The organism is Synechococcus sp. LTW-G, assembly GCF_054459035.1.
This window is the reverse complement of record NZ_JBTKYW010000012.1, coordinates 13,323-32,209: the sequence shown is the minus strand read 5'-3', so window position 1 is coordinate 32,209 and position 18,887 is coordinate 13,323. Positions and strand designations below refer to the sequence as shown.

Here is an 18,887-nt window from a genome sequence, read left to right as displayed (position 1 = left end):
GGCGTGACTGGGATAGGAATCTATGGTGCTGGTTCTCTCGAAGCGTTGTATATCGGTGGTGATCTAACGGTTGGTCAGATTTCTGCGATGACCTCTGGTGACGCATCCATCGAGGCTATGAACAATCAGGTTTCGTCTTATGGATGGATTCAAAATCCTGGAATTCTTTAATGCCTCTCTGAAACTTCATAATTTCAGATGATCCGTCTCGCAGCTTTTACGATAAGACACGTGAAAGTTTTATCCACTTACTAGGCAGATATTCAGAAATGTTCAAGCTTATAATTAGCTAATAGTCAACAATCGATGGCAAGATCGTCATCACAGGCAGCTTCAACTGGAGCCCCTCCGCCGCCCATCAAAACGACTAGGTGCTGCTGGTGATCCGCTCCCCGCAGGTTGCCGCCCACTTCACCCGTGAGATGGATCGCCTCTGGCGCACTGCCGATCTGGGCATCACCGAACGACTGCGGCGCAAACTCGAACGCAACCGCCAGCGCTGCGGCAGTGGCGTGGAGCGGATTTAGGCCGGCAGGATCTCGAGCTCGGGGTAGGCCGAACGCATGGACTCCAGGCGCGCGCGCAAGTGCTCGAGCAACGCCAGAAATCGCGGATGAGTTGCAAAGCGACGCTGCACCACAACGCTGTCGCCAACCCTCAGTGGAATCTCAATCGGCAAGATCACTTTTGGAGTGCGGTACAGACCAAGAGAAAAGGCATGGGCGTAGCCGACCGTGACTTCATCGGCGGTTCGGCCTTCCCAGGCCTCATAGGAATAACGGCGGACCGACGAGGGGGAGTTCCACAAACCCAATCCCTCGAACGCTTCCTGAGACTTCGGAAACGCTCCGTCGGGCAACGCCAAGCAGGGAAATTTCCGGACATCCTCCAGGGTGATGGCTGAGCCCAGGCGGGTCAGCGGGTGACCGGGGGAGACCACCAAATGGGTCGGCAAACGATCGAGATGAATAACAGCGAATTGATCATCATCGTCGCCTGGTACATCAGGAAAGCCGGCAATCCAAACATCCAGAACACCACGCCTCAACAGACTCAAAGGAGTGGTGACATCAAGACAATCAAAGGCGCCACAGAGCCACCCCTTGGGGGGCTGATCGAGCAATAGCGGGCCGGAATAATATTGAGCGTCGATTCGCAGGGGGAGGTCCCTTTTCCAGCGGCAATCTTGGTGAACTTGCCGCTCTAAATCGAGCAGCGTGCAATCCCCCTCCAGCTCCCATTCACCCTCGGCTTTTCTGGCCTCCAAGCCAAAGGCCACCGCGGCACGCCGCGCCTTTCTGGACACCGAGGCTTGATCCAAGTTGAGCCGTTGGGCCACCCGATCACCGGTGCGCAGCCAGATCAGGTAATCCAGGCAATCCAGTTCATCAAGTCCAATCATTAGCCGCTCAACAACTGACCAGCTCAGGGCGAGACGCCGAAAGGGACTGAGCCCGCGCACGCAGCTGAGCCACGAGCTGCACAAAGGCGTCGCTCTCCGCGAAACGGCGCTTCACCACCAGGGAATCCCCCAAGGTCAGCCCTGTGGAGAGAGGCAAAGCAACCTTGGCCCCAGCGAAACAGGCCACGGTGTGGGGGCTGCCGTAGCTGATGGTGAGTTGATCCTCGGTGCGCCCCTCCCAACGGCGCGGGTCATGGCGCGTCGTTCCCACTGGAGTGCGCGCCAAGCCCAAGCCCTTCAGGTGCTGCTGCATCTTCGGAAACGCACCATCGGGCAGGGAAAGGACCGGGAATCCCCGCAAATCCTCCAGGGTCAAATCGCCTGGCGACTCCAGCAGAGGGTGTGCACGATCCACCAAGAAATAGGCGGGGTAACGGCTGAGGGGGATCACCGCAAACCTGTCGTCGTCCTCCGGCAGATCGGGATGACAACCGATCCAGACATCCAAGATCGACTGGCTGAGCAACACCATGGGATAGGGAATCCCCATGAAGTTCGATCGACCGCAGACCCAAGGATCAGAGAGACCCTCGAGATAGGGCGCCCCAGCCCCGTAGATCCCGTCAATGCGCAGGGCATCCTTCCGTTGCCAGCGAGCGAGCTGATGCACCTCCCTCTCGGCATTCAGGAGCGAGAGATCCCCATCCAGGCTCCACTCCCCCTCGAGCTTGCGGGCATCCAGGCCAAGGGATTCGGCGACAGCTTTCGCGTTACGGGAAATGGTGGATTGACTGCAGGAGAGGCGAAGCGTGGCCTCCTGACCTGAGCGCAGCCAGATCAAGTAATCCAGGCAGGACAGACCAAACGGGTCAAACATGAGTTGAAGCCCAGGGCTCGACTGGTTGCCTCAAGTCAGTCACCCAAGTCCATCGTTAGAAAACCTATAGATCGCCTGGCCCCGTTAGTACCGGCAGATACAAAACGATGGCGCACCCAAGGCTGCTAGCCCCGCCGCCAGCGCCAAAGCCCCCAGAGGAGCAGGACCAGCAGCATCCAGGGCAGCAGGGCACGGAGCAACAGCGCTGCCAGCAGCAAGGCCACCGCAGAGACAGCAACGCGCTTGGTTAAAGCCTTGGCCTCATCGGTCATGAAGCGCCAGCGCGGCAGAAGAGGCATCGCTCCCACGGCAATGGAGCCTCCCTTTTAGCCAGGGGCCATGAAGAAGGGCGGCCTGTTGGCCGCCCTTGGCACCCGAGCGCCCGAACAGGGGCGTTCTGTTGGTGTCTGCTGCTGTTCTAGGAGTGCTCGCAGAGCAACACCATGAGTAAAAAAACCGGTCTCTTCAGCGTCCTGAGCCATAAAAAAGACGCTGGCCCCCCAGCGCCTTCAGTTCCCCATCCCCATCGGAGATGCACACACGTTATGGAGCAGAGCTGCGCTGCGCTATCGGTATAAACACCGGCTTTCAACAGTCCTAGGAACACAGTCTCTTCCAACTGTTGAAACCAAAGCAGAGCTTTTGAGCCCTGCCACGCAGAGCCGCGTTACTTGAGAGTGACCCCGCTGCTCTAGCCATGCGGATCCAACGCAAAGGGCACTATCTGCTGTTGTTCTGGCAGAGCAAGCAGGACGGATGGATCAACACCCTGATGATTGATCTGCTGCATCCCGCGCGCAGCAAAAAAATGGTTCTGGGCTAGGCGCCGCGATTTCGATCCAAGATGGATGCCAGTGAGCCCGGCCCCATGGTGTCCCTGCGTCAGCTGCTGCCCCTGCCCCTTGCCGCTGCTGCAGTTCTGAGCGGCGGAGCGGGGCTGGCGGCTGACCCCTACGTTCCCTTCCCCAGCGAAGAAAGCCTGAAGGAGTTGCAGCTGATCACCATCAGCTGCGCCCGTGACAACAGCGCCGCCAGCTGCTCACGGTCCCGAGAGCTCGCCGATCCACTAATGGATCACCCCCGACTTCCCGCCAGCTGCAAGGACCTGCTCTGGAGCATCCTTGAGAAAGCCAAACCCGCCGCAAGCAACAGCTATCAACGGCGGGAAGCCTTAAGCGATCCAGCCCAGCGCCTGCTTTTGGTCTGCCGCAGCCTGGAGTTGGCCAAGCCCGAAGCCAACCAGCCCCAAGCCCCTGACAGCCAGAAGAAGAGCGGCTTTGGCTTTGGCGGCAGCTAGTTCCGCCGCATCACCTCTGGAATCAAGAACATCGGTCTAACTTGGTGCCCCCTCGGCTCTCACCGATGACCAGCGGCGTGCGGCAGATCGCTCTCGAGACCCCCTTCTCCGATCAAAAACCAGGCACGTCGGGGCTACGCAAGAGCAGCCGTCAGTTCGCAAGGCCCCACTACCTCGAGAGCTTCATCGAGGCGATCCTGCGCACGGTTCCCGGGATCCAAGGCGGCACCCTGGTGGTCGGTGGCGATGGCCGCTTCGGCAACCGTGAAGCCATTGGTGTGATCACCCGCATGGCCGCCGCCCACGGTGTGGGCCGCATCATCACCACCAGCGGCGGAATCCTCTCCACCCCGGCCGCCTCCAACCTGATCCGCCAGCACCAAGCCACGGCCGGAATCATCCTTTCGGCCAGCCACAACCCCGGTGGTCCCGACGGTGATTTCGGAGTCAAGGTCAATGGCGCCAATGGCGGTCCGGCCCCCGAATCCCTCACGGACGCGATCTACGCCTGCACCCAGACCCTGGACGGCTACCGCATCCTCGAGTCCGCGCCGGTCCACCTCGATGCCGTCGGCCAGCAGACGGTGGGAGATCTCCGCCTGGAGGTGATTGATGGGGTTGATGACTACATCGCCCTGATGCAGAAGCTGTTCGACTTCGATCAGATCAAGGCGCTGATTCAAGACGACTTCCCGATCGCCTTCGACGCGATGCACGCCGTCACGGGCCCCTACGCCACCCGACTGCTCGAGGGCCTGCTGGGGGCAGCCGCAGGGACAGTCCGCAACGGCAAGCCCCTGGAGGATTTCGGTGGCGGCCACCCCGACCCGAACCTCACCTACGCCCACGATCTGGCCGAGCTCCTGATGGAGAGCGATGCCTATCGCTTTGGCGCAGCCTGCGATGGCGATGGCGACCGGAACATGATCCTGGGCAACCGCTGCTTCGTAAACCCCAGCGACAGCCTGGCGGTGCTGACCGCCAATGCCACGCTGGCGCCGGGCTATGCCCAAGGGCTCTCGGGCGTCGCCCGCTCCATGCCCACAAGCGCCGCCGTGGACGTCGTCGCCAAGGAGCTCGGCATCGCCTGCTTCGAGACACCCACCGGCTGGAAGTTCTTCGGCAACCTGCTGGATGCCGATCGCATCACCCTCTGCGGTGAGGAGAGCTTCGGCACCGGCAGCAACCACATCCGTGAAAAGGACGGACTCTGGGCCGTTCTCTTCTGGCTGCAAATCCTGGCCAGCAAGCGCTGCTCGGTAGCCGAGATCATGGATGCCCACTGGAAGCGCTTCGGCCGGCATTACTACTCGCGCCATGACTACGAAGCGATCGCCAGCGAGAAGGCCCATGGCCTCTACGACCGCCTCAAGGGCATGCTGCCCTCACTGGTGGGCCAGGACTTCGCCGGCCGCCGCATCAGCACGGCCGATGACTTCAGCTACAGCGATCCGGTGGATGGCTCCCTGACCAGCGGCCAGGGCCTGAGGATCCTGCTGGATGACGGCAGCCGCGTTGTCTTCCGCCTCTCCGGCACCGGCACCCAAGGCGCCACCCTGCGGCTCTACCTCGAGAGCTATGTGCCCAGCAGCGGTGATCTGAACCAGGATCCCCAGGCCGCCTTGGCCGACCTGATCACTGCAGCCGATGCCCTGGCTGAAATCAAGTCCCGCACGGGCATGGACCGCCCGACCGTGATCACCTGATCAGCCCTAACCCCGCGCCGTTGGAGCGCCAAACCAGCGCTCCTCCAAGTGTTTGATGGCGACATAGAACGGCGGAACCACCCCAAGCGACAGCACCGTGGCGACCAATAGGCCACCAAAGATCACGGTGCCGAGGGACTGCTGGCTGTTGGCTCCCGCCGTGGTGGCCACCACCAACGGGAAGAAGCCCGCCAATGAGGCGATGGCCGTCATCAAGATCGGCCGCATCCGCGACTCGGCTGCGGCAATGGCAGCCTCGCCGTAGGACATCCCCGATTCCAGATGCTGCTCGGCAACCTCAACGATCAGGATGCCGTTTTTCGCGGCCAAACCAATCAAGGTCACCAAGCCCACCTGGGCATAGATATTGAGATCAATCGAGCGCAGGGAGAGGAACGCCAAGGCACCGAGCATCGCCAAGGGCACCGTCATCAGGATGATCACCGGAGTGACGTAGCTCTCGTACTGGGCAGAGAGCACGAGATAGACAAACAACACCCCCAGGCCAAAGACCAACACGCTGGCGCTACCGGCCGAGAGCTGTAGAGCGGCAATCCCCGTAAAGGCATAGCCGATGTTGTTGAAATCAAGGGCCTTGAATTGTTGTTGGATCGCACTGAGCGCCTGACCAGAACTCTTACCCAAGGCCTGAACACCCTGAATCAAGACCGTTCGGTAGAGGTTGTAGTGGCTGATGACCGGCGGTGCACTGGAGAGTTCAGACGAGGCGAACTCCGAGACCTGCACCAACTTGTTGTCGCGGTTGCGCACGTAGTAACTCAGGATGTTCTCCAACCCCTGGCGACCAGCGGGCTCGGCCTGGACATAGATGTTGCGCACCTGACCGCTCTCATAGGTGAGACCGGAGTAGTTACCACCCGCCAAAATGGCGATCGTCTGCATGGCCTGCTGAAAGTCGACATTCAGCGCACCCAGAATCGATCGATCGATCTTCAGTCCAAAGGCTGGAGCGCTTGGAACAAACTGGGTATAGAGGTTGGAATAGGCTCCGCTGGCCTGCCCCTGGCTGACCAGTTGCTCCGCCAGTTGATCCAACTGCGTGAAGGTATAGGCACCATTACTGAGGTCGTTGAACTGGAAATAAAAGCCCCCTTGCGCCGAAAACCCTGGGATGGCTGGGGGTTGAGAAGCCGCCGCCAGGCCACTGCTGAAGCGGGACAACTTGGCATTCAGGCGATCAACAATCGCCGGGGCTTTATTTTCGGAGCCTGAGCGCTCATCCAGGGGCTTCAGCCCAAAGAAAAACAGACCTTGATCGGGGCTATTGCCGTTAAACCCAGCACCACTGATCACACTGCCTGCTGTGATGTTCTTCTCCTGCTTGAGCACCTCGGCGATCTGCATGCCCACCTGTTGGGTCTGAGAGAGGGACGCTCCGTTCTGAAGTTGGTAGATCCCCAGGCCATAGCCCTGGTCCTCCTCAGGGATGAAGGCCGTGGGCAGGGCATTGAAGGCAATGGCGGTGGTCACAATCCCAGCCCCCAAACCCATCAAGATCCAACGCCGGCGGTCGATCAGCCAGTGGAGGAGACGCCCATAGCCCTGCTCCAAGCGAGCAAAAAAGGCATTGAAGCGATCAAAGATCAGAGCCAGCCGACTGCCGGCAAAGCCAAACCCCGCAATCCCCACGACATAGGCCAGGGGGCCAAAGGAGGCGGCGCTGAATTTTCCAAAACCAAGCCCAATCACCAGACCAGCCACGGTCCAACGCCAGCCTTCTGGGCGGGGAGGCTTCTCGGTCTTCAAGATCAGCCCCGCCATCATCGGCGAGAAGGTCAGAGCGTTAAAGGTCGAGATCGCGATCGAGAACGCGATCGTCAAGGCGAACTGGCGGTAGATGATGCCGATCCCACCGGGATAAAACGCCACCGGCACAAACACCGCCATCAGCACCAGCGAGGAAGCAATGATCGCTCCGATCAATTCGCCCATGCATTCGAGGGCGGCCTGACGCGGTTTCATTCCCTGCTCAAGGTTTTTGGCCACCGCTTCAATCACGACAATGGCGTCATCCACCACCAGGCCCGTGGCCAAGACCAGGCCCAGCAAGGTGAGTTGATTGATCGAAAAACCAAAGGCCTTCATGAAGGCAAAGGTGCCCACCAAGGAGATCGGAATCGCCAGGCTCGGAACCACCGTGGCGCGCCAGTCCTGCAGGAACAGAAACAGGATCACCAGCACCAACACAATCGCTAGGCCCAGGGCGTCGGTGACCCCTCCAACGGCGGACTCAATGAACTGCCCGACGTTGTAGATCTGCTGCACCGTCACCCCCGGAGGAACCTGAGCGCGGAACTGATCCATCAGGTTCACCACCGCCTCGCTCACCTGCAGGGCATTGCTCTCGGGGGTCTGATAAACGCCGACGGTGATCGCGGGGTAGCCATTGATATCACTCCCTTCCGTCGCAAAGGTGTTGAAGCCATAGGTGGCTTCTCCCACGTCCTGCAAGCGCAGCAGATTGCCCTGGGGAGAGCGACCAACGATCAACTGGTTGAGCTGATCAACCGAGACCAAGTTGCCATTGTTCTCCACCAAGATCGGATAGGTGAAGAGCTGATTTCCCCCCGCCGGTGGACCACCGACCAGGCCGCCAATGGCGACAGAGTTCTGACTGCGAACAGCCGAGACCACCTGATCAGCGGTCAGCTGGTTGGCCGTGAGCTTGTTCGGATCGACGAACAGCCAAAAGGCCGGGTTACTCCCGCCAAACAAGGTCGCTTGGGCAACCCCTGGAATGCGCTCTAGCTGGTAGTAGAGCTGCTCGTAGATCAGGCCATTGAGATAGGCGCGATCGAACTGCCCCTCCGAGGAGGAGACCTGATAAGCCAACAGGATCGAGGGGGTCGTTTGGATCACCGAGACCCCCGTGTTGCTCACCTGCGATGGCAATTGGGGCATCGCCAAGGACACACGGTTTTGCACATTGACCTGGTCAATGTTGATGTCAGTGCCTTCGTCAAAAAAGACATTGACCGTGCTGGCACCGGTGTTGGTCGTCAGCGAGGAGATGTAGGCCGCTCCCGGCACGCCGTTGATCTGCTGCTCGAGAACGTTGGTGACCGCCTGCTCCGTCACTAGGGAGTTCGCCCCGCTGTAATTCGCCGTGACCTGGATCTGCGGTGGAGCGATGTTGGGAAGGTTCTCGATTGGCAGGGTGGGGATCGCAATCAATCCCACCAACACGATCAAGATGCTGCACACCGTGGTGAGCACCGGGCGCTTGATAAACCGATCCGAGAGCGACATCGCAGCTGCTCCCTAGGGCTTGCTGGCCGGAGCGATGGTCACGGGCAAACCCGTTCGCAGCAGAGCCGTATTGCTGACCACCACCTGATCCCCAGCCTTCAAGCCCGAACGCACGGGGTAGCGGTTGTGTTGGAGATCGCCCAGTTGAACCGACGTCTGCACGACGATTGGCGTCGAGCCGGGCATCGAGGCCAGCCACTTTTTCTGTTTTTCGGGGACGGTCTTGGAGGCTTTGATCTTGGGCAGGGCCTCCGAGAGACGAACGATCCGGTAAACAAAAGGCTGCTGGGCTTGCATCAACACCGCCGACACCGGCACCGAGAGGGACTGCTGGCTTCCGGTGATGATCCGGTTCAAGACGTACTGGCCCGTCTTGAGTTTGCCGGTGAGGTTGGGGAACGCCGCCTTCACCAACACCGTGTTGGGCGAAGAGCTGTTGCCGCTGACGCCGAAATAGGGAGAGATAAAGACCACCTTGCCGCTCCCCTCCACCGGCGGATTGCCCTGGGTGCGCAGCAAAACCGGCTGGTTCAGTGCGACGCGCGAGGCTTCCGTCGCAGGAACATCCATCAACGTCCAGAGGGTGGAGTTATCAACAATCCCGGTAATCGCCTGCCCCTTGCGGACGTAATCGCCGAGCTTCACCGTGTCGAGATCGCCAATCTCTCCATCGATGGGAGAGGTGACGTACTTGTATCCCAGAGTGGCGGCATCGGAGCGCACCCGCTCGGCACTTTGAATCGCCTGGGTGACGTAAGCATCCCGCTGCTTGGTGGAAACAGCGCCCTGTTCATTCAAAAAGACGTAGCGCTCGGCATTAAGGCGGTCCTTGCGCGCCTCGGCCTTGGCCGAATCCAGTGCCGCGGTCTGCTGCACGTTGTCGAGCACCAAAATCGGCTCGCCCGCTTTCACCTTCTGCCCCTGCTTCACCAGGATCTTCACGACCCGGCCATCGGCCTCGGGCCTGAGCGAGACATCGGTGGTCGAGCTCAAGCGACTGATGACATCAATCGATGGATTGAACTCAGCCGAACCAATCGTTTGGACCTGAACGGCCGTCGGCTGGCGTTGGGGTTGCTTGGGCCCACAGCCCACCAACAACAGCAACAACGGCAGGGGAGCCAGCAGGCGCCGCACGACAGTGACTCAGGAATCCGCAACCTAGGGATGCTGAAGGGTTCTGTCCCGCGGATGATGGAGATCGACACCTCATTCGGCGCGGCTTGAGCGATCTCTTCAGCCATCACGGTGAGCAGCTGCGCCAGCACCATGCCCCCCTGGCTGATCGCCTCAGGCCCAGGAGCCTCGACGACTTTCAAGGCCAGGAGGAGATCCTCGGACCCGGTCGACTGCTGCGGCGTGCCATTAATGCCGACCGTGTCGGCAACCTGATTTTTTACGGCCCACCGGGCGTCGGCAAAACCACCCTGGCCCGGATCATTGCGGCCACCACCCGGGCCCACTTCAGCAGTCTCAATGCCGTCCTCGCCGGCGTGAAGGACCTGCGCCACGAGGTCGATGAAGCCAAGCGCCGGCTCGATCAGCACGGCCTGCGCAGCCTGCTCTTCATTGATGAGGTGCACCGCTTCAACAGCGCGCAACAGGATGCACTGCTGCCCTGGGTGGAAAACGGCACGGTCACCCTGATCGGAGCCACCACCGAAAACCCGTTCTTTGAGGTCAACAAAGCCCTGGTCAGTCGCTCACGGCTGTTTCGGCTTCAGCCCCTCGAGAACCGGCACCTGCATCAACTGCTCGAGCGGGCCCTGCGCGATCGGGAACGGGGTTATGGAGAGCGGCCCGTCCAGATCAGTCCTGAGGCAGCTGCACATCTCGTCGAGGTGGCCGGCGGCGATGCCCGCAGCCTGCTCAATGCGCTGGAGCTGGCGGTGGAGACGACGGAGCCCGATGGCGAGGGACAGATCGTCATCACCCTGGCCATCGCCGAAGAGTCCATTCAGCAGCGGGCCGTTCTCTACGACAAACAAGGGGACGCCCACTTCGACACCATCAGCGCCTTCATCAAGTCCCTGCGCGGCAGCGACCCCGATGCCGCTCTCTTTTGGCTGGCGAAGATGATCGAAGCCGGGGAGAACCCCCGTTTCATTTTCCGGCGCATGCTGATCTCCGCCGGGGAAGACATCGGCCTGGCGGACCCCCAAGCCGTCGTGGTCGTTGAGGCCTGCGCCGCGGCCTTCGAGCGGGTGGGTTTACCGGAAGGCCTCTATCCCTTGGCCCAGGCGGCGCTCTATCTGGCCTCCACCGAAAAAAGCAACAGCCTGCTCGGCTTCTTTGACGCCCTCAAGAACGTCAAAGCCAGCAACCGCCAGGCGGTGCCTGCCCATCTGCGCGACGCCAACCGCGACGGCAAGGCCTTCGGCGATGGCGTCGGCTACCGCTACCCCCATGCCTACGCCGAGCACTGGGTCGCCCAGCAATACCTACCCAGCGATCTCCAGGGGCAGGTCTTCTGGCAGCCGGGAACCCTGGGTTGGGAAGGGGAGCGCCGCCAACGGCTGCAGCAGCGACGTGCCGCCCAGCTCGCCGCGGCCGTTGAGCATCAGCAGGAACTCGGCGAGATGCTCAGCAGCGGTCCGGATGACCCCGAGCTCGAGCGCTGGATTCAACGGCAGTCCGGCAGCGAAGGGGAACGGCTTGATCGCCTGCGCCAGGAGCTCTGGGCTGATGCCCCTTGGCAACGGCATGACCGGGTACTCGTGCTCGAGGCCCGCTCCCTGCTCTGGGCCCTCGATCCCCTGCAGTGCTGCCCCGAAGGCGGTGTGGTGATCCACGCCGCGAGCAGCGCCGATCAAACGCGACTGGGCACACAACTGGAGGTTCTCGACAGCCTGGAGCGCCCCCAACTGATCCCAGACCTCAGCGCACTCGAGGGAAGCGACCAACGCTTCGAATGGATTGCCAGCCGGCATCCGCTCAAACACAGCAGCCCCGAGGAACTCGAGGCCGCAGTTGCCGCCTTCACGGCACTCGCTGCACCGAAGGCCCGCCTGCGCCTGCTCTTCAGCCAGCCCCAGCTGGGTCCCGCGGGAGGACTGAAGCACGCGGGAACGCCCACCGATGCATTGGCCGTCCTGCTGGAGAGAGTGATGACGATCGAGCAGACCATCCTCAGGCCCCAACCCGAGCCCAGCGCGCTCGAGGCCGCCCTGATCCAGCAGGGCTGGACCCTGGAGTGGAGAGCGTGGGAGGAACGGCTGGCACTACCGATTAACGAGGGATTGCTCGCCCGTTGGTTTGCAGCGGATGCCCCCTACCGCCAGCAGCTCAGTCAAACGCTCAGCCCAGCTGAGATCGATCGCCTCAAGGCCGAGCTCCAGCAACGCCTGAAGGGGACGCTGCCGCAGTTGCTGGAGCATCGACTCCTCAGCGCTCGCCGTTCGGACTAAGACGACAAAAAAGCCCCGGCAATGCCGGGGCTTTGGGATGGATCAACCGATCCGCTGGATCACCAGAGACCGCGAACGGGCTGCTTGACCGGCTCGGGAGCTTCGGCGGTGTAAGCCGCGATGCAAGCCGGGGTGTTCATGTACCAGCTGAGCAGCGAGGTGGCCTGCTGGCTGTTCTCGATGCTGTTGACATCACAGACCTTCATCGAGCCCTGGAGGCGCTGGTCGGTGGGGAGCTGCTTCATCATCCCGTAGCTCGACAGCTTGCCGTCGGCGGAGTCGAGAATGATGGCGCTACGCACGGCCTGCAGGCTGTTCTGCTGGCTGTAGAAGGGGGTGTAGTTGTTCTCCTGAATGCTCTCTTTCAGGAACTGCTCACCCTTGGGGGAATACAGGAAGCGAGCCACAGCGGCCACATCCACGGAGTATTCCTGCTGAAGACCAGCCTGGAGCTGATCTTTGGACCAACCGGACAGGTCGGAGAGGTTGCGAGGAACAGGGTTGTCGATCACCTCGTTACCGCCCAGGGGCAGCAGGGTGTTGGAGCGAACGAAACCGTTGCTCACCGTCCGGGCGGTCTGGGTGGGGAGACCGGAAGGCTGGATGAAGGTCGGAGCGCCGAAGCCGACGCCGGACTGATCGGAGTTGATGGTGGTGGGGCCGTTCTGAGGGATGGCCTGCGCAGACAGGCCTGCCATCAGGAAACCAACGCCAGCCAAGGGAAGGAGTGCCTTGCGCATGGGTTTGCAGAGGAAGACATCCCCGGTATGGCGAGTCCCGTGGGACGCGACACGGCAACTCTGGTTTGTTTTAAGAATCGGCTGCGTAAAAAACAAACTCAGCCGCCCTCAGCCCACTGGGTATCGCCCGCGCCATCCCCCACCAGCGCGCAGAGCCAGCCGCCGGACTCCAGGCAAAGCGAGGGGGGCTTGAGGCCCCGTTGCAGGTGGATTAACTCCTGCTTGGTGTCATCCCAATACCAATGGCGCAACTCCTCCGCGATGGAGGACGCCATCCACTTAATCGCCGCCTCCTTGCGCACCCAACTGCGCAACACCTGCAGGCGACGCGCCTCCGCCGGCAGCGCTAGCAACGCCTGGTTCTCCTCAGGCGGGAAAAAACGCTGGGCCAACAGGTCCGCCTGCAGCACGCGGTCGCGGCGCTCCAGGTCCACCCCCACCGCCCAGGGGGACCAGGCCAGCAGGAGTTGCTCACCGCTATGGCTCAAGCTCACAAATCCCCAGCCCGCCCCCAGCCGCGGCGCCTCGCCAGGGGGGCTGCAGAGGGGAATGGACTCTGCAGAGACCGCAAACAAAGCAGCCAGGCGGGCGCGGAGCTGCTGGCGGCTGGAGCGATATCGGGGCTGGAGCGCAGCGGGCAAGGCCGCACACCACAGCTGCTCCTGGGGGGACAGGCCTGCAGCAGAGGGCTGCGCCAGTGGGCTGAGCCAGAGCTGGGGCGCCTGCGCTGGCAGTCCTTCTAGGCTCCCGCCAGTTGAACCCTCACCCCCCATGGCCCTGCAGGTCGGAGACGTCGCACCGGAATTCAGCCTGCCTGATCAAAGCGGCAACAGCGTCAGCCTCAGCAGCTTCCGGGGGCAGCGGGTGGTGATCTACTTCTATCCCAAGGACGACACCCCGGGCTGCACCAAGGAAGCCTGCAACTTCCGCGATCAGTGGGCCAGCTTTGAGAAACACGGCATCGCGGTGCTGGGGATCAGCAAGGACGGCGCCACCAGCCACAGCAAATTCATCAGCAAGTACGACCTGCCCTTCACCCTGCTCAGTGACGCTGAGCCCTGCCCCGTAGCCGCGAGCTACGGCAGCTACGGCCTCAAGAAATTCATGGGCCGCGAGTACATGGGCATGATGCGCCACACCTTTGTGGTGGATGCCGAAGGAAAGATCGAGAAGGCTTACCTCAAGGTGAAGGCGGCCTCGATGGCCGACGACATCCTTCAGGACCTCGGCCTCAGCTGAGCTGATCCAGGGCCTCCAGACACAGCTGAGGGGCCACAACCAACGGACTCGGGTTCAACCAGGGGGCCAGGCGCTGGGCGTCGCCGCCGGTCAGCCAAAGCGTGCAGCCGTCCTCCAGCTGCTCCATCGCCTGATTGACCGCACCGACCATGGCCTGCAGACAGCCCACCTCCATGGCAGCGGCGGTCTCCCTCGGCCAGGGCGGCAGGTTCTCGGCGTCGGGCTGGGTCAGCGGCAACTGCGCGGTTCCCTGATGCAGGCTGCGCAGCTGCAGCGCGAGGCCCGCGCTCAAACGGCCGCCAGCAAAGCGTCCCTGCTCATCCACCAGGGTGAGGCTCAAGCTGGTGCCGGCATCGGCTACCAGCACCGCTCCCTGCTGCTGCCGCCACGCCCACCAGCCCGCCAGGGCGCGATCAATGCCAAGCCAGGCGGGGGCTTCGGCCAGGGGAACCTGCTCCAGCCGCAAGCGCTGCGCCTCCGGCAAGGCCAAGGCAGCGGGGAGAGCACCCACCGCGGCCCAAGCCCGCAGTGGCGGCGCTGACCAAGCCTCGTCTGGATCCGGGGGCGGACTATCCCAGCAGCGCAGGCCCGAGGGCGAGCGCTCCGCCCAGTGCCATCGGCTGTTGCCCACCAGCAACAGCTCGGCCATTTAGATGCCCTCGCCGGCCATCCCGGGCAGGTGAATGCCGCATTCCTGCTTCAGACCGCCAAAGCGGGTGGCCCGTCCGCTGGTGCTGCCGTCATCGGGGGCACTGGAGTGCCAGTCGCCGACCGTCGAGTAGCCCTTATCGAACAGAGGGTGCTGGGGCAGGCCGTTCTCCTGCATGTAATAGAAGACGTCGCGGTTGTTCCAATCCAGCAAGGGGCGCAGGGCCCAGCGGCCACGGACCAGCTGGACGGGCTCCATCGCTTTGCGGTGATCGGTCTGGCCGCCGCGGACACCACTGGCCCAGCAGGTGACCTTGAGGTCGTTGAGCGCCCGGTCCAGGGGCTCGACCTTGCGAATGCGGTGATAGGTCTCCAGGTCTTCCACCTGACCGGTTTCCCAAAGGCGGCCATGGAGAGCCTCCATGCGCGCTGGACTGACGCCGGACTGGGCCACATGCAGCTTGAGGCCCAGATGCTCCACCAGCATCTGGGAGTACTGATAGGTCTCCGGGGGCAGATACCCCGTGTCCACCCAGATCACCGGAACCGGGCGCTCCAACTGACTGACCAGGTGCAGCGAGACCGCAGCCTGAATGCCAAAGCTGGTGGTCAGGGCGAAGCCATCACCAAAGGTCTCCAACCCCCAACGCATGCGCTCAAGCGCACTCAACGACCGCAGCTGCTCACAGGCCTGCTGGGTGTCGAAGCTGGGCGCAGAAGGGTTGGCAGACGTGGTCATCGCACCATCTTCCAATGTGGGGGGAGATGGTTAGGGTTCGCCCTGGTCTTCTTCCCCACCGTCTGCCGTGCCCCCATCCGAGGTTGAGCCCGCAGCTGTTGTGGTGATCGGCGGTGGTTTCGGCGGACTCAACACCGCTCTGCAACTGGCGGCTTCCGGTGAGCACCCCTCGGTGCTGCTGCTGGAGCCCCGCGAGCACTTTCTGTTCTTACCCCTGCTCTACGAGCTGCTCAGTGGGGAGCTGAAACGCTGGGAAATTGCCCCCCGCTACCGGGAACTTCTGGCGGGCTCCGGCGTGGTCTGGATCCAAGAGCGGGCCAGCCGCATCGACCGCAGCCGCCGCACCATCACCACTGATCGCGGGCGCGAGCTGCCCTACAGCCAGGCCGTCATTGCCAGCGGGGGACAACTGGAGACCTATGGGATCCCGGGAGTGCGCGAGCACGCCATTGGATTTCGTGACCTGGAGGACGTCGAGCAGATCCAGGGCTGGATTACGCGACTCAAAACCAAGCAGTCGCCGCTGCAGCGGATCGGGATCGTCGGCGCTGGAGCCAGCGGCGTTGAGCTGGCCTGCAAACTCGCGGATCTGCTGGAGGGCAGCGCCATCCTCGAGCTGGTGGAGCAAGGTCCAGAGCTGCTGCCCATCGCCAAGGCCTTCAACCGGGAGCAGGCCCGCAAGGCACTCCAACAACGGGACATCCGGCTGCGCCTGAATACCCGAGTGGCCAGCGTCGATGCCAGCGGCCTGCAGCTGCAGCGGCTCGGGGATGGGACCAACAGCACCGAAGCCCTGCGCTGCGATGGGGTGATCTGGACCGCGGGCCTGGCCGCCAGCGTTCCGGAACTGCAGCCCCCGCTGCCCCTGGACCCGCGGGGCAGGCTGAAGTGCGCCCCCTCCCTTCAGGTGGAGGGCAGCGAAGACCTGTTTGTCCTGGGGGATGCCGCGGCCTGCCCGGACTCCTGCGGTGCGCTCTATCCCGCCAACGCCCAGGTGGCCTACCAACAGGCCAGCTGCATCGCCCGCAACCTGCAACGGCTTCGGCTTGGCGCCCCCCTGGAGGACTTCGCCTGGAACGACCTAGGGGAAATGATGGGCCTGGGGGTCGGCCAAGCCAGCCTGACCGGCATGGGAGTGACCCTGGCCGGCCCCGCCGCCTTCCAGCTGCGGCGGCTGGCCTACCTAGCGCGCATGCCCGGACTCCCCCAACAGCTCAAGGTGGCCGGCGGCTGGCTGGCGAACTGGCTATGAGCGCACCCAGCGGCCTGCTGCTTGATGCCATGGGCACCCTGATTGGCCTGCGCCAGTCGGTCGGTGAGAGCTATGCAGCCGTGGCTGAGACCTTCGGCCTGACGATCGCCCCGGAGGCCATCAATGGCGTCTTTGCCGGTCTCTTTCGCCAGGCACCTGAGCTGGCCTTCCCTGGGCTCAGCAGTGAGGCACTGCTCGAGGCGGAAGAGCGCTGGTGGACCACCCTGGTCGCCCAGGTCTTCGCAGCCTGCGGCCACGGGGGTCCGCTGCCCGAAGGCTTTGGGACAACCCTGTTCCAGCACTTCGCCAAGGCTGACCCCTGGCTGGTCTACCCCGATGTGCGCGAGAACCTGCAGCGCTGGAAGCAGCGGGGGCTGAAGTTGGCCGTGGTCAGCAACTTCGATCAGCGCCTGCTGCCACTGCTCGAGGCCCTGGAGCTCAGTCCTCTGTTGGATGCCGTCGTCGTCTCCTCCGTGGTCGGAGCCGCCAAACCCAGCCCCCTGCCGCTGCAGGCTGCCCTGCAGCAACTGGAGCTCCCAGCCGAGCAGGTCTGGCACATCGGCGATAGCCCCGAGGACCAGGCCAGCGCCGCGGCCGCGGGGATCCGCTGCCTACTGATCAAGCGCCCGAAACCGAGCGGCACCCCTTGAAGCAATCCGCGCTCATGGGCCGCACCGCCGGCTTGCGGCCCGCCCAGACCAGACGCCTCGAGCGGCTCAGCCACCGGCGTCATCCCGAGAGCGCAGGGGTGGACTGGATCAGTCTCCAGCGCCTGGCGGCCGAAAGCGCCGAGCTGGACCTGCCGCTGAGCCTGGTGCTGGATGAGCGGGGGCTCTGCCGCTTGCTCTGGGTGGGCCCCCTGGAGCAGTCGGGCCGGCTGCTCGAGCGCCTGCCAGGCGGCCCCCGCAGGCAAGGCAATGCCCTGCGCCTGATCACCTGCGTGGGGCGGGCCAAACACCTCGAGCCCCAGGGCCATGAGGCCGTCGTCGGGCTCGATCTGCAGCCGGGGTTCTGGCTGCGTTTCGGCAACAGTCCCCAGGCCGGCGGCCGCTGGCCAGCCGCCGCCTTCAGCCCCAGCTCCGATCCCCACTGCCCCTGGCAGCCCCTGGAGCAGGACGACCTTGCGGTGCTCTGTGAGCTGGCACCGCCCGAGCCCCAACAGGCCCCGCCGGCCCGGGCGCTGGCGGGCCAAGAGCAGGTGCTGCTGCTGGTGCTCAGCACCTGCGATCCGGAGGATGCCCGACGTGAAATCGCCGAGCTCGAGGGACTGGTGCGCAGTGCCGGCGCCCAGCCCCTGGGGCTGGTGGTGCAGCGCCAGTCCAACCGCAACGGCCAGAACCTCTGGGGCGAAGGCAAGGTGCAGGAGGCGGCGCTGGAGGCCCGGCGTCTCGGCGCATCGCTGGTGGTGACCGATCGCGAACTCACCCCGGCCCAGGCCAGGACCCTGGAGGCCCGGCTCGAGCTGCCCGTCACTGACCGGAGCGAACTGATCCTCGACATCTTTGCCCAAAGGGCCGCCAGTTCCGCCGGCCGGCTGCAGGTGGAGCTGGCGCAGCTGCGTTACCGCCTGCCGCGGCTCGCGGGCCGGGGCCTCTCGCTCTCGCGGCAGGGGGGCGGGATCGGCACCCGAGGACCAGGGGAAACGCAACTGGAAAAAGACCGCAGGGCCATCGCCCGCCGGATCGACAAGCTGCAGCGGGATGTGCAGAAGCTGCGGGAACACCGGGCCCGGCTGCGCAGCAACCGCCGCACCCAGCGCCGCCTCGCCCTGGTGGGTTACACGAACGCCGGCAAAAGCTCCCTGTTGAACGCCCTCAGCAAAGCGCCGCAGCAGGAGGCGGTGCTGGCGGAAAACAAACTCTTCGCCACCCTCGATCCCACCACCCGCCGGATCGTGCAGCCCAACCCGGATGGGGGAGCCCCGGCGCACCTGCTCCTGACCGACACGGTGGGCTTTATCCGGGACCTACCGCCGCCGCTGGTGGAAGCCTTCCGCTCCACCCTCGAAGAGACCCTGGATGCCGATCGACTGCTGCTGGTGGTGGACCTCTCCGACCCCGGCTGGAGCGAGCAGCTCAGCACCGTCCACGCCATCCTCGATCAACTCGGCAGCGATGTCCCGCGGCAACTGATCGCCAATCAAATCGACCGCTGCCCCAAGGCCGCGATCGATCAGGCCAAAGCGCTGGACCCCCAGGTGCTGTTTGTCTCGGCCACCGGCGGGCTTGGGCTCGAGCACCTCAAGCGCAGCCTTTTCGCCTGAGGTCCGTCAGGCCCCGCTGCAGATATGCCACCATTTTTGCCTCCAAC

Annotated in this window: 17 protein-coding genes and 1 pseudogene; 9 read left to right on the top strand and 9 right to left on the bottom strand. The window is 63.4% G+C overall.

Features of this window, described 5'->3' with window-relative positions:
- Nucleotides 1–296: 296 nt before the first annotated feature.
- Nucleotides 297–527, top strand: a pseudogene (locus ACXIQ9_RS12380) (phospholipase D-like domain-containing protein); the annotation flags it as partial.
- On the opposite strand, the gene ACXIQ9_RS12375 reads toward ACXIQ9_RS12380, so the two are convergent.
- From ACXIQ9_RS12375 to ACXIQ9_RS12365, 3 genes are all read right to left on the bottom strand, one after another.
- Complete coding sequence (locus tag ACXIQ9_RS12375) at nucleotides 524–1,402, bottom strand: LysR substrate-binding domain-containing protein (RefSeq protein WP_459016828.1); 879 nt, start codon at nucleotides 1,400–1,402, stop codon at nucleotides 524–526. The pseudogene ACXIQ9_RS12380 and the gene ACXIQ9_RS12375 sit on opposite strands and share 4 nt — an antisense overlap.
- Nucleotides 1,403–1,409: 7 nt before the next feature.
- Entirely contained in the window at nucleotides 1,410–2,279 is an 870-nt protein-coding gene (locus tag ACXIQ9_RS12370) for a hypothetical protein (RefSeq protein ID WP_459016827.1), read from the bottom strand.
- Between the two features lie 125 nt (nucleotides 2,280–2,404).
- Entirely contained in the window at nucleotides 2,405–2,578 is a 174-nt protein-coding gene (locus ACXIQ9_RS12365; RefSeq protein WP_198001890.1) for a hypothetical protein, read from the bottom strand.
- Nucleotides 2,579–2,976: 398 nt separating this feature from the next.
- Here ACXIQ9_RS12365 and ACXIQ9_RS12360 point away from each other — a divergent pair, with 398 nt between their 5' ends.
- The 3 genes from ACXIQ9_RS12360 (at nucleotide 2,977) to ACXIQ9_RS12350 (ending at nucleotide 5,282) form a co-directional block, all read left to right on the top strand.
- The gene (locus ACXIQ9_RS12360; RefSeq protein ID WP_256463396.1) at nucleotides 2,977–3,102 is read left to right on the top strand and encodes a hypothetical protein; all 126 of its coding nucleotides are present in this window, start codon (nucleotides 2,977–2,979) and stop codon (nucleotides 3,100–3,102) included.
- Nucleotides 3,103–3,147: 45 nt separating this feature from the next.
- On the top strand, nucleotides 3,148–3,576 hold the full coding sequence (locus ACXIQ9_RS12355) for a hypothetical protein (RefSeq protein ID WP_296418780.1): 429 nt from the start codon (nucleotides 3,148–3,150) through the stop codon (nucleotides 3,574–3,576).
- Nucleotides 3,577–3,641: 65 nt separating this feature from the next.
- Nucleotides 3,642–5,282 (top strand): alpha-D-glucose phosphate-specific phosphoglucomutase, encoded by a 1,641-nt coding sequence (locus ACXIQ9_RS12350; protein WP_459016826.1) that lies wholly within the window; start codon nucleotides 3,642–3,644, stop codon nucleotides 5,280–5,282.
- A 6-nt stretch (nucleotides 5,283–5,288) separates the two neighbouring features.
- On the opposite strand, the gene ACXIQ9_RS12345 is transcribed toward ACXIQ9_RS12350, so the two are convergent.
- Together ACXIQ9_RS12345 and ACXIQ9_RS12340 are read right to left on the bottom strand one after the other, a co-directional pair.
- Complete coding sequence (locus ACXIQ9_RS12345) at nucleotides 5,289–8,552, bottom strand: efflux RND transporter permease subunit (RefSeq protein WP_247479546.1); 3,264 nt, start codon at nucleotides 8,550–8,552, stop codon at nucleotides 5,289–5,291.
- Nucleotides 8,553–8,564: 12 nt separating this feature from the next.
- Nucleotides 8,565–9,689 (bottom strand): efflux RND transporter periplasmic adaptor subunit, encoded by a 1,125-nt coding sequence (locus tag ACXIQ9_RS12340; protein WP_459016825.1) that lies wholly within the window; start codon nucleotides 9,687–9,689, stop codon nucleotides 8,565–8,567.
- A gap of 86 nt (nucleotides 9,690–9,775) precedes the next feature.
- Between ACXIQ9_RS12340 and ACXIQ9_RS12335 the strand changes: the two genes are divergently transcribed.
- The gene (locus tag ACXIQ9_RS12335) at nucleotides 9,776–11,959 is read left to right on the top strand and encodes an AAA family ATPase (protein ID WP_459016824.1); all 2,184 of its coding nucleotides are present in this window, start codon (nucleotides 9,776–9,778) and stop codon (nucleotides 11,957–11,959) included.
- A 59-nt stretch (nucleotides 11,960–12,018) separates the two neighbouring features.
- Here ACXIQ9_RS12335 and ACXIQ9_RS12330 read toward each other — a convergent pair whose 3' ends face one another.
- Nucleotides 12,019–12,699: an alpha/beta hydrolase gene (locus ACXIQ9_RS12330; protein ID WP_247479551.1), complete on the bottom strand. Its 681-nt coding sequence runs from the start codon at nucleotides 12,697–12,699 to the stop codon at nucleotides 12,019–12,021.
- Nucleotides 12,700–12,797: 98 nt separating this feature from the next.
- Nucleotides 12,798–13,340, bottom strand: a complete 543-nt coding sequence (locus tag ACXIQ9_RS12325) for a 4'-phosphopantetheinyl transferase family protein (RefSeq protein WP_459016823.1) — start codon at nucleotides 13,338–13,340, stop codon at nucleotides 12,798–12,800.
- Between the two features lie 130 nt (nucleotides 13,341–13,470).
- Here ACXIQ9_RS12325 and bcp point away from each other — a divergent pair, with 130 nt between their 5' ends.
- Nucleotides 13,471–13,938, top strand: a complete 468-nt coding sequence (bcp, locus tag ACXIQ9_RS12320) for a thioredoxin-dependent thiol peroxidase (protein WP_010313098.1) — start codon at nucleotides 13,471–13,473, stop codon at nucleotides 13,936–13,938.
- On the opposite strand, the gene ACXIQ9_RS12315 is transcribed toward bcp, so the two are convergent.
- Both ACXIQ9_RS12315 and ACXIQ9_RS12310 read right to left on the bottom strand, forming a co-directional pair.
- Nucleotides 13,931–14,587 (bottom strand): type III pantothenate kinase, encoded by a 657-nt coding sequence (locus ACXIQ9_RS12315; RefSeq protein WP_424175179.1) that lies wholly within the window; start codon nucleotides 14,585–14,587, stop codon nucleotides 13,931–13,933. The genes bcp and ACXIQ9_RS12315 overlap by 8 nt on opposite strands.
- Complete coding sequence (locus ACXIQ9_RS12310) at nucleotides 14,588–15,325, bottom strand: phosphoadenylyl-sulfate reductase (protein WP_296418815.1); 738 nt, start codon at nucleotides 15,323–15,325, stop codon at nucleotides 14,588–14,590.
- Nucleotides 15,326–15,392: 67 nt separating this feature from the next.
- Between ACXIQ9_RS12310 and ACXIQ9_RS12305 the strand changes: the two genes are divergently transcribed.
- Genes ACXIQ9_RS12305 through hflX form a run of 3 tightly spaced genes read left to right on the top strand, consistent with a single transcriptional unit; the run spans nucleotide 15,393 to nucleotide 18,840 of the window.
- Entirely contained in the window at nucleotides 15,393–16,577 is a 1,185-nt protein-coding gene (locus ACXIQ9_RS12305) for an NAD(P)/FAD-dependent oxidoreductase (RefSeq protein ID WP_459016821.1), read from the top strand.
- Nucleotides 16,574–17,227, top strand: coding sequence for an HAD-IA family hydrolase (locus tag ACXIQ9_RS12300; RefSeq protein ID WP_459016820.1), 654 nt, complete (start codon nucleotides 16,574–16,576; stop codon nucleotides 17,225–17,227). The genes ACXIQ9_RS12305 and ACXIQ9_RS12300 overlap by 4 nt, the downstream gene beginning before the upstream one ends.
- Nucleotides 17,224–18,840: a GTPase HflX gene (gene hflX / locus ACXIQ9_RS12295; protein ID WP_459016819.1), complete on the top strand. Its 1,617-nt coding sequence runs from the start codon at nucleotides 17,224–17,226 to the stop codon at nucleotides 18,838–18,840. The genes ACXIQ9_RS12300 and hflX overlap by 4 nt, the downstream gene beginning before the upstream one ends.
- Nucleotides 18,841–18,887: the final 47 nt, after the last annotated feature.

Excerpts from the sequence above, each read along its gene's own strand:
- ACXIQ9_RS12375 (WP_459016828.1), bottom strand. The coding sequence starts at position 1,402 with ATGATTGGACTTGATGAACTGGATTGCCTGGATTACCTGATCTGGCTG.
- ACXIQ9_RS12370 (WP_459016827.1), bottom strand. The coding sequence starts at position 2,279 with ATGTTTGACCCGTTTGGTCTGTCCTGCCTGGATTACTTGATCTGGCTG.
- ACXIQ9_RS12365 (WP_198001890.1), bottom strand. The coding sequence starts at position 2,578 with ATGCCTCTTCTGCCGCGCTGGCGCTTCATGACCGATGAGGCCAAGGCT.
- ACXIQ9_RS12360 (WP_256463396.1), top strand. The coding sequence starts at position 2,977 with ATGCGGATCCAACGCAAAGGGCACTATCTGCTGTTGTTCTGGCAGAGC.
- ACXIQ9_RS12355 (WP_296418780.1), top strand. The coding sequence starts at position 3,148 with ATGGTGTCCCTGCGTCAGCTGCTGCCCCTGCCCCTTGCCGCTGCTGCA.
- ACXIQ9_RS12350 (WP_459016826.1), top strand. The coding sequence starts at position 3,642 with ATGACCAGCGGCGTGCGGCAGATCGCTCTCGAGACCCCCTTCTCCGAT.
- ACXIQ9_RS12345 (WP_247479546.1), bottom strand. The coding sequence starts at position 8,552 with ATGTCGCTCTCGGATCGGTTTATCAAGCGCCCGGTGCTCACCACGGTG.
- ACXIQ9_RS12330 (WP_247479551.1), bottom strand. The coding sequence starts at position 12,699 with ATGCGCAAGGCACTCCTTCCCTTGGCTGGCGTTGGTTTCCTGATGGCA.
- bcp (WP_010313098.1), top strand. The coding sequence starts at position 13,471 with ATGGCCCTGCAGGTCGGAGACGTCGCACCGGAATTCAGCCTGCCTGAT.
- ACXIQ9_RS12315 (WP_424175179.1), bottom strand. The coding sequence starts at position 14,587 with ATGGCCGAGCTGTTGCTGGTGGGCAACAGCCGATGGCACTGGGCGGAG.
- ACXIQ9_RS12310 (WP_296418815.1), bottom strand. The coding sequence starts at position 15,325 with ATGACCACGTCTGCCAACCCTTCTGCGCCCAGCTTCGACACCCAGCAG.
- ACXIQ9_RS12300 (WP_459016820.1), top strand. The coding sequence starts at position 16,574 with ATGAGCGCACCCAGCGGCCTGCTGCTTGATGCCATGGGCACCCTGATT.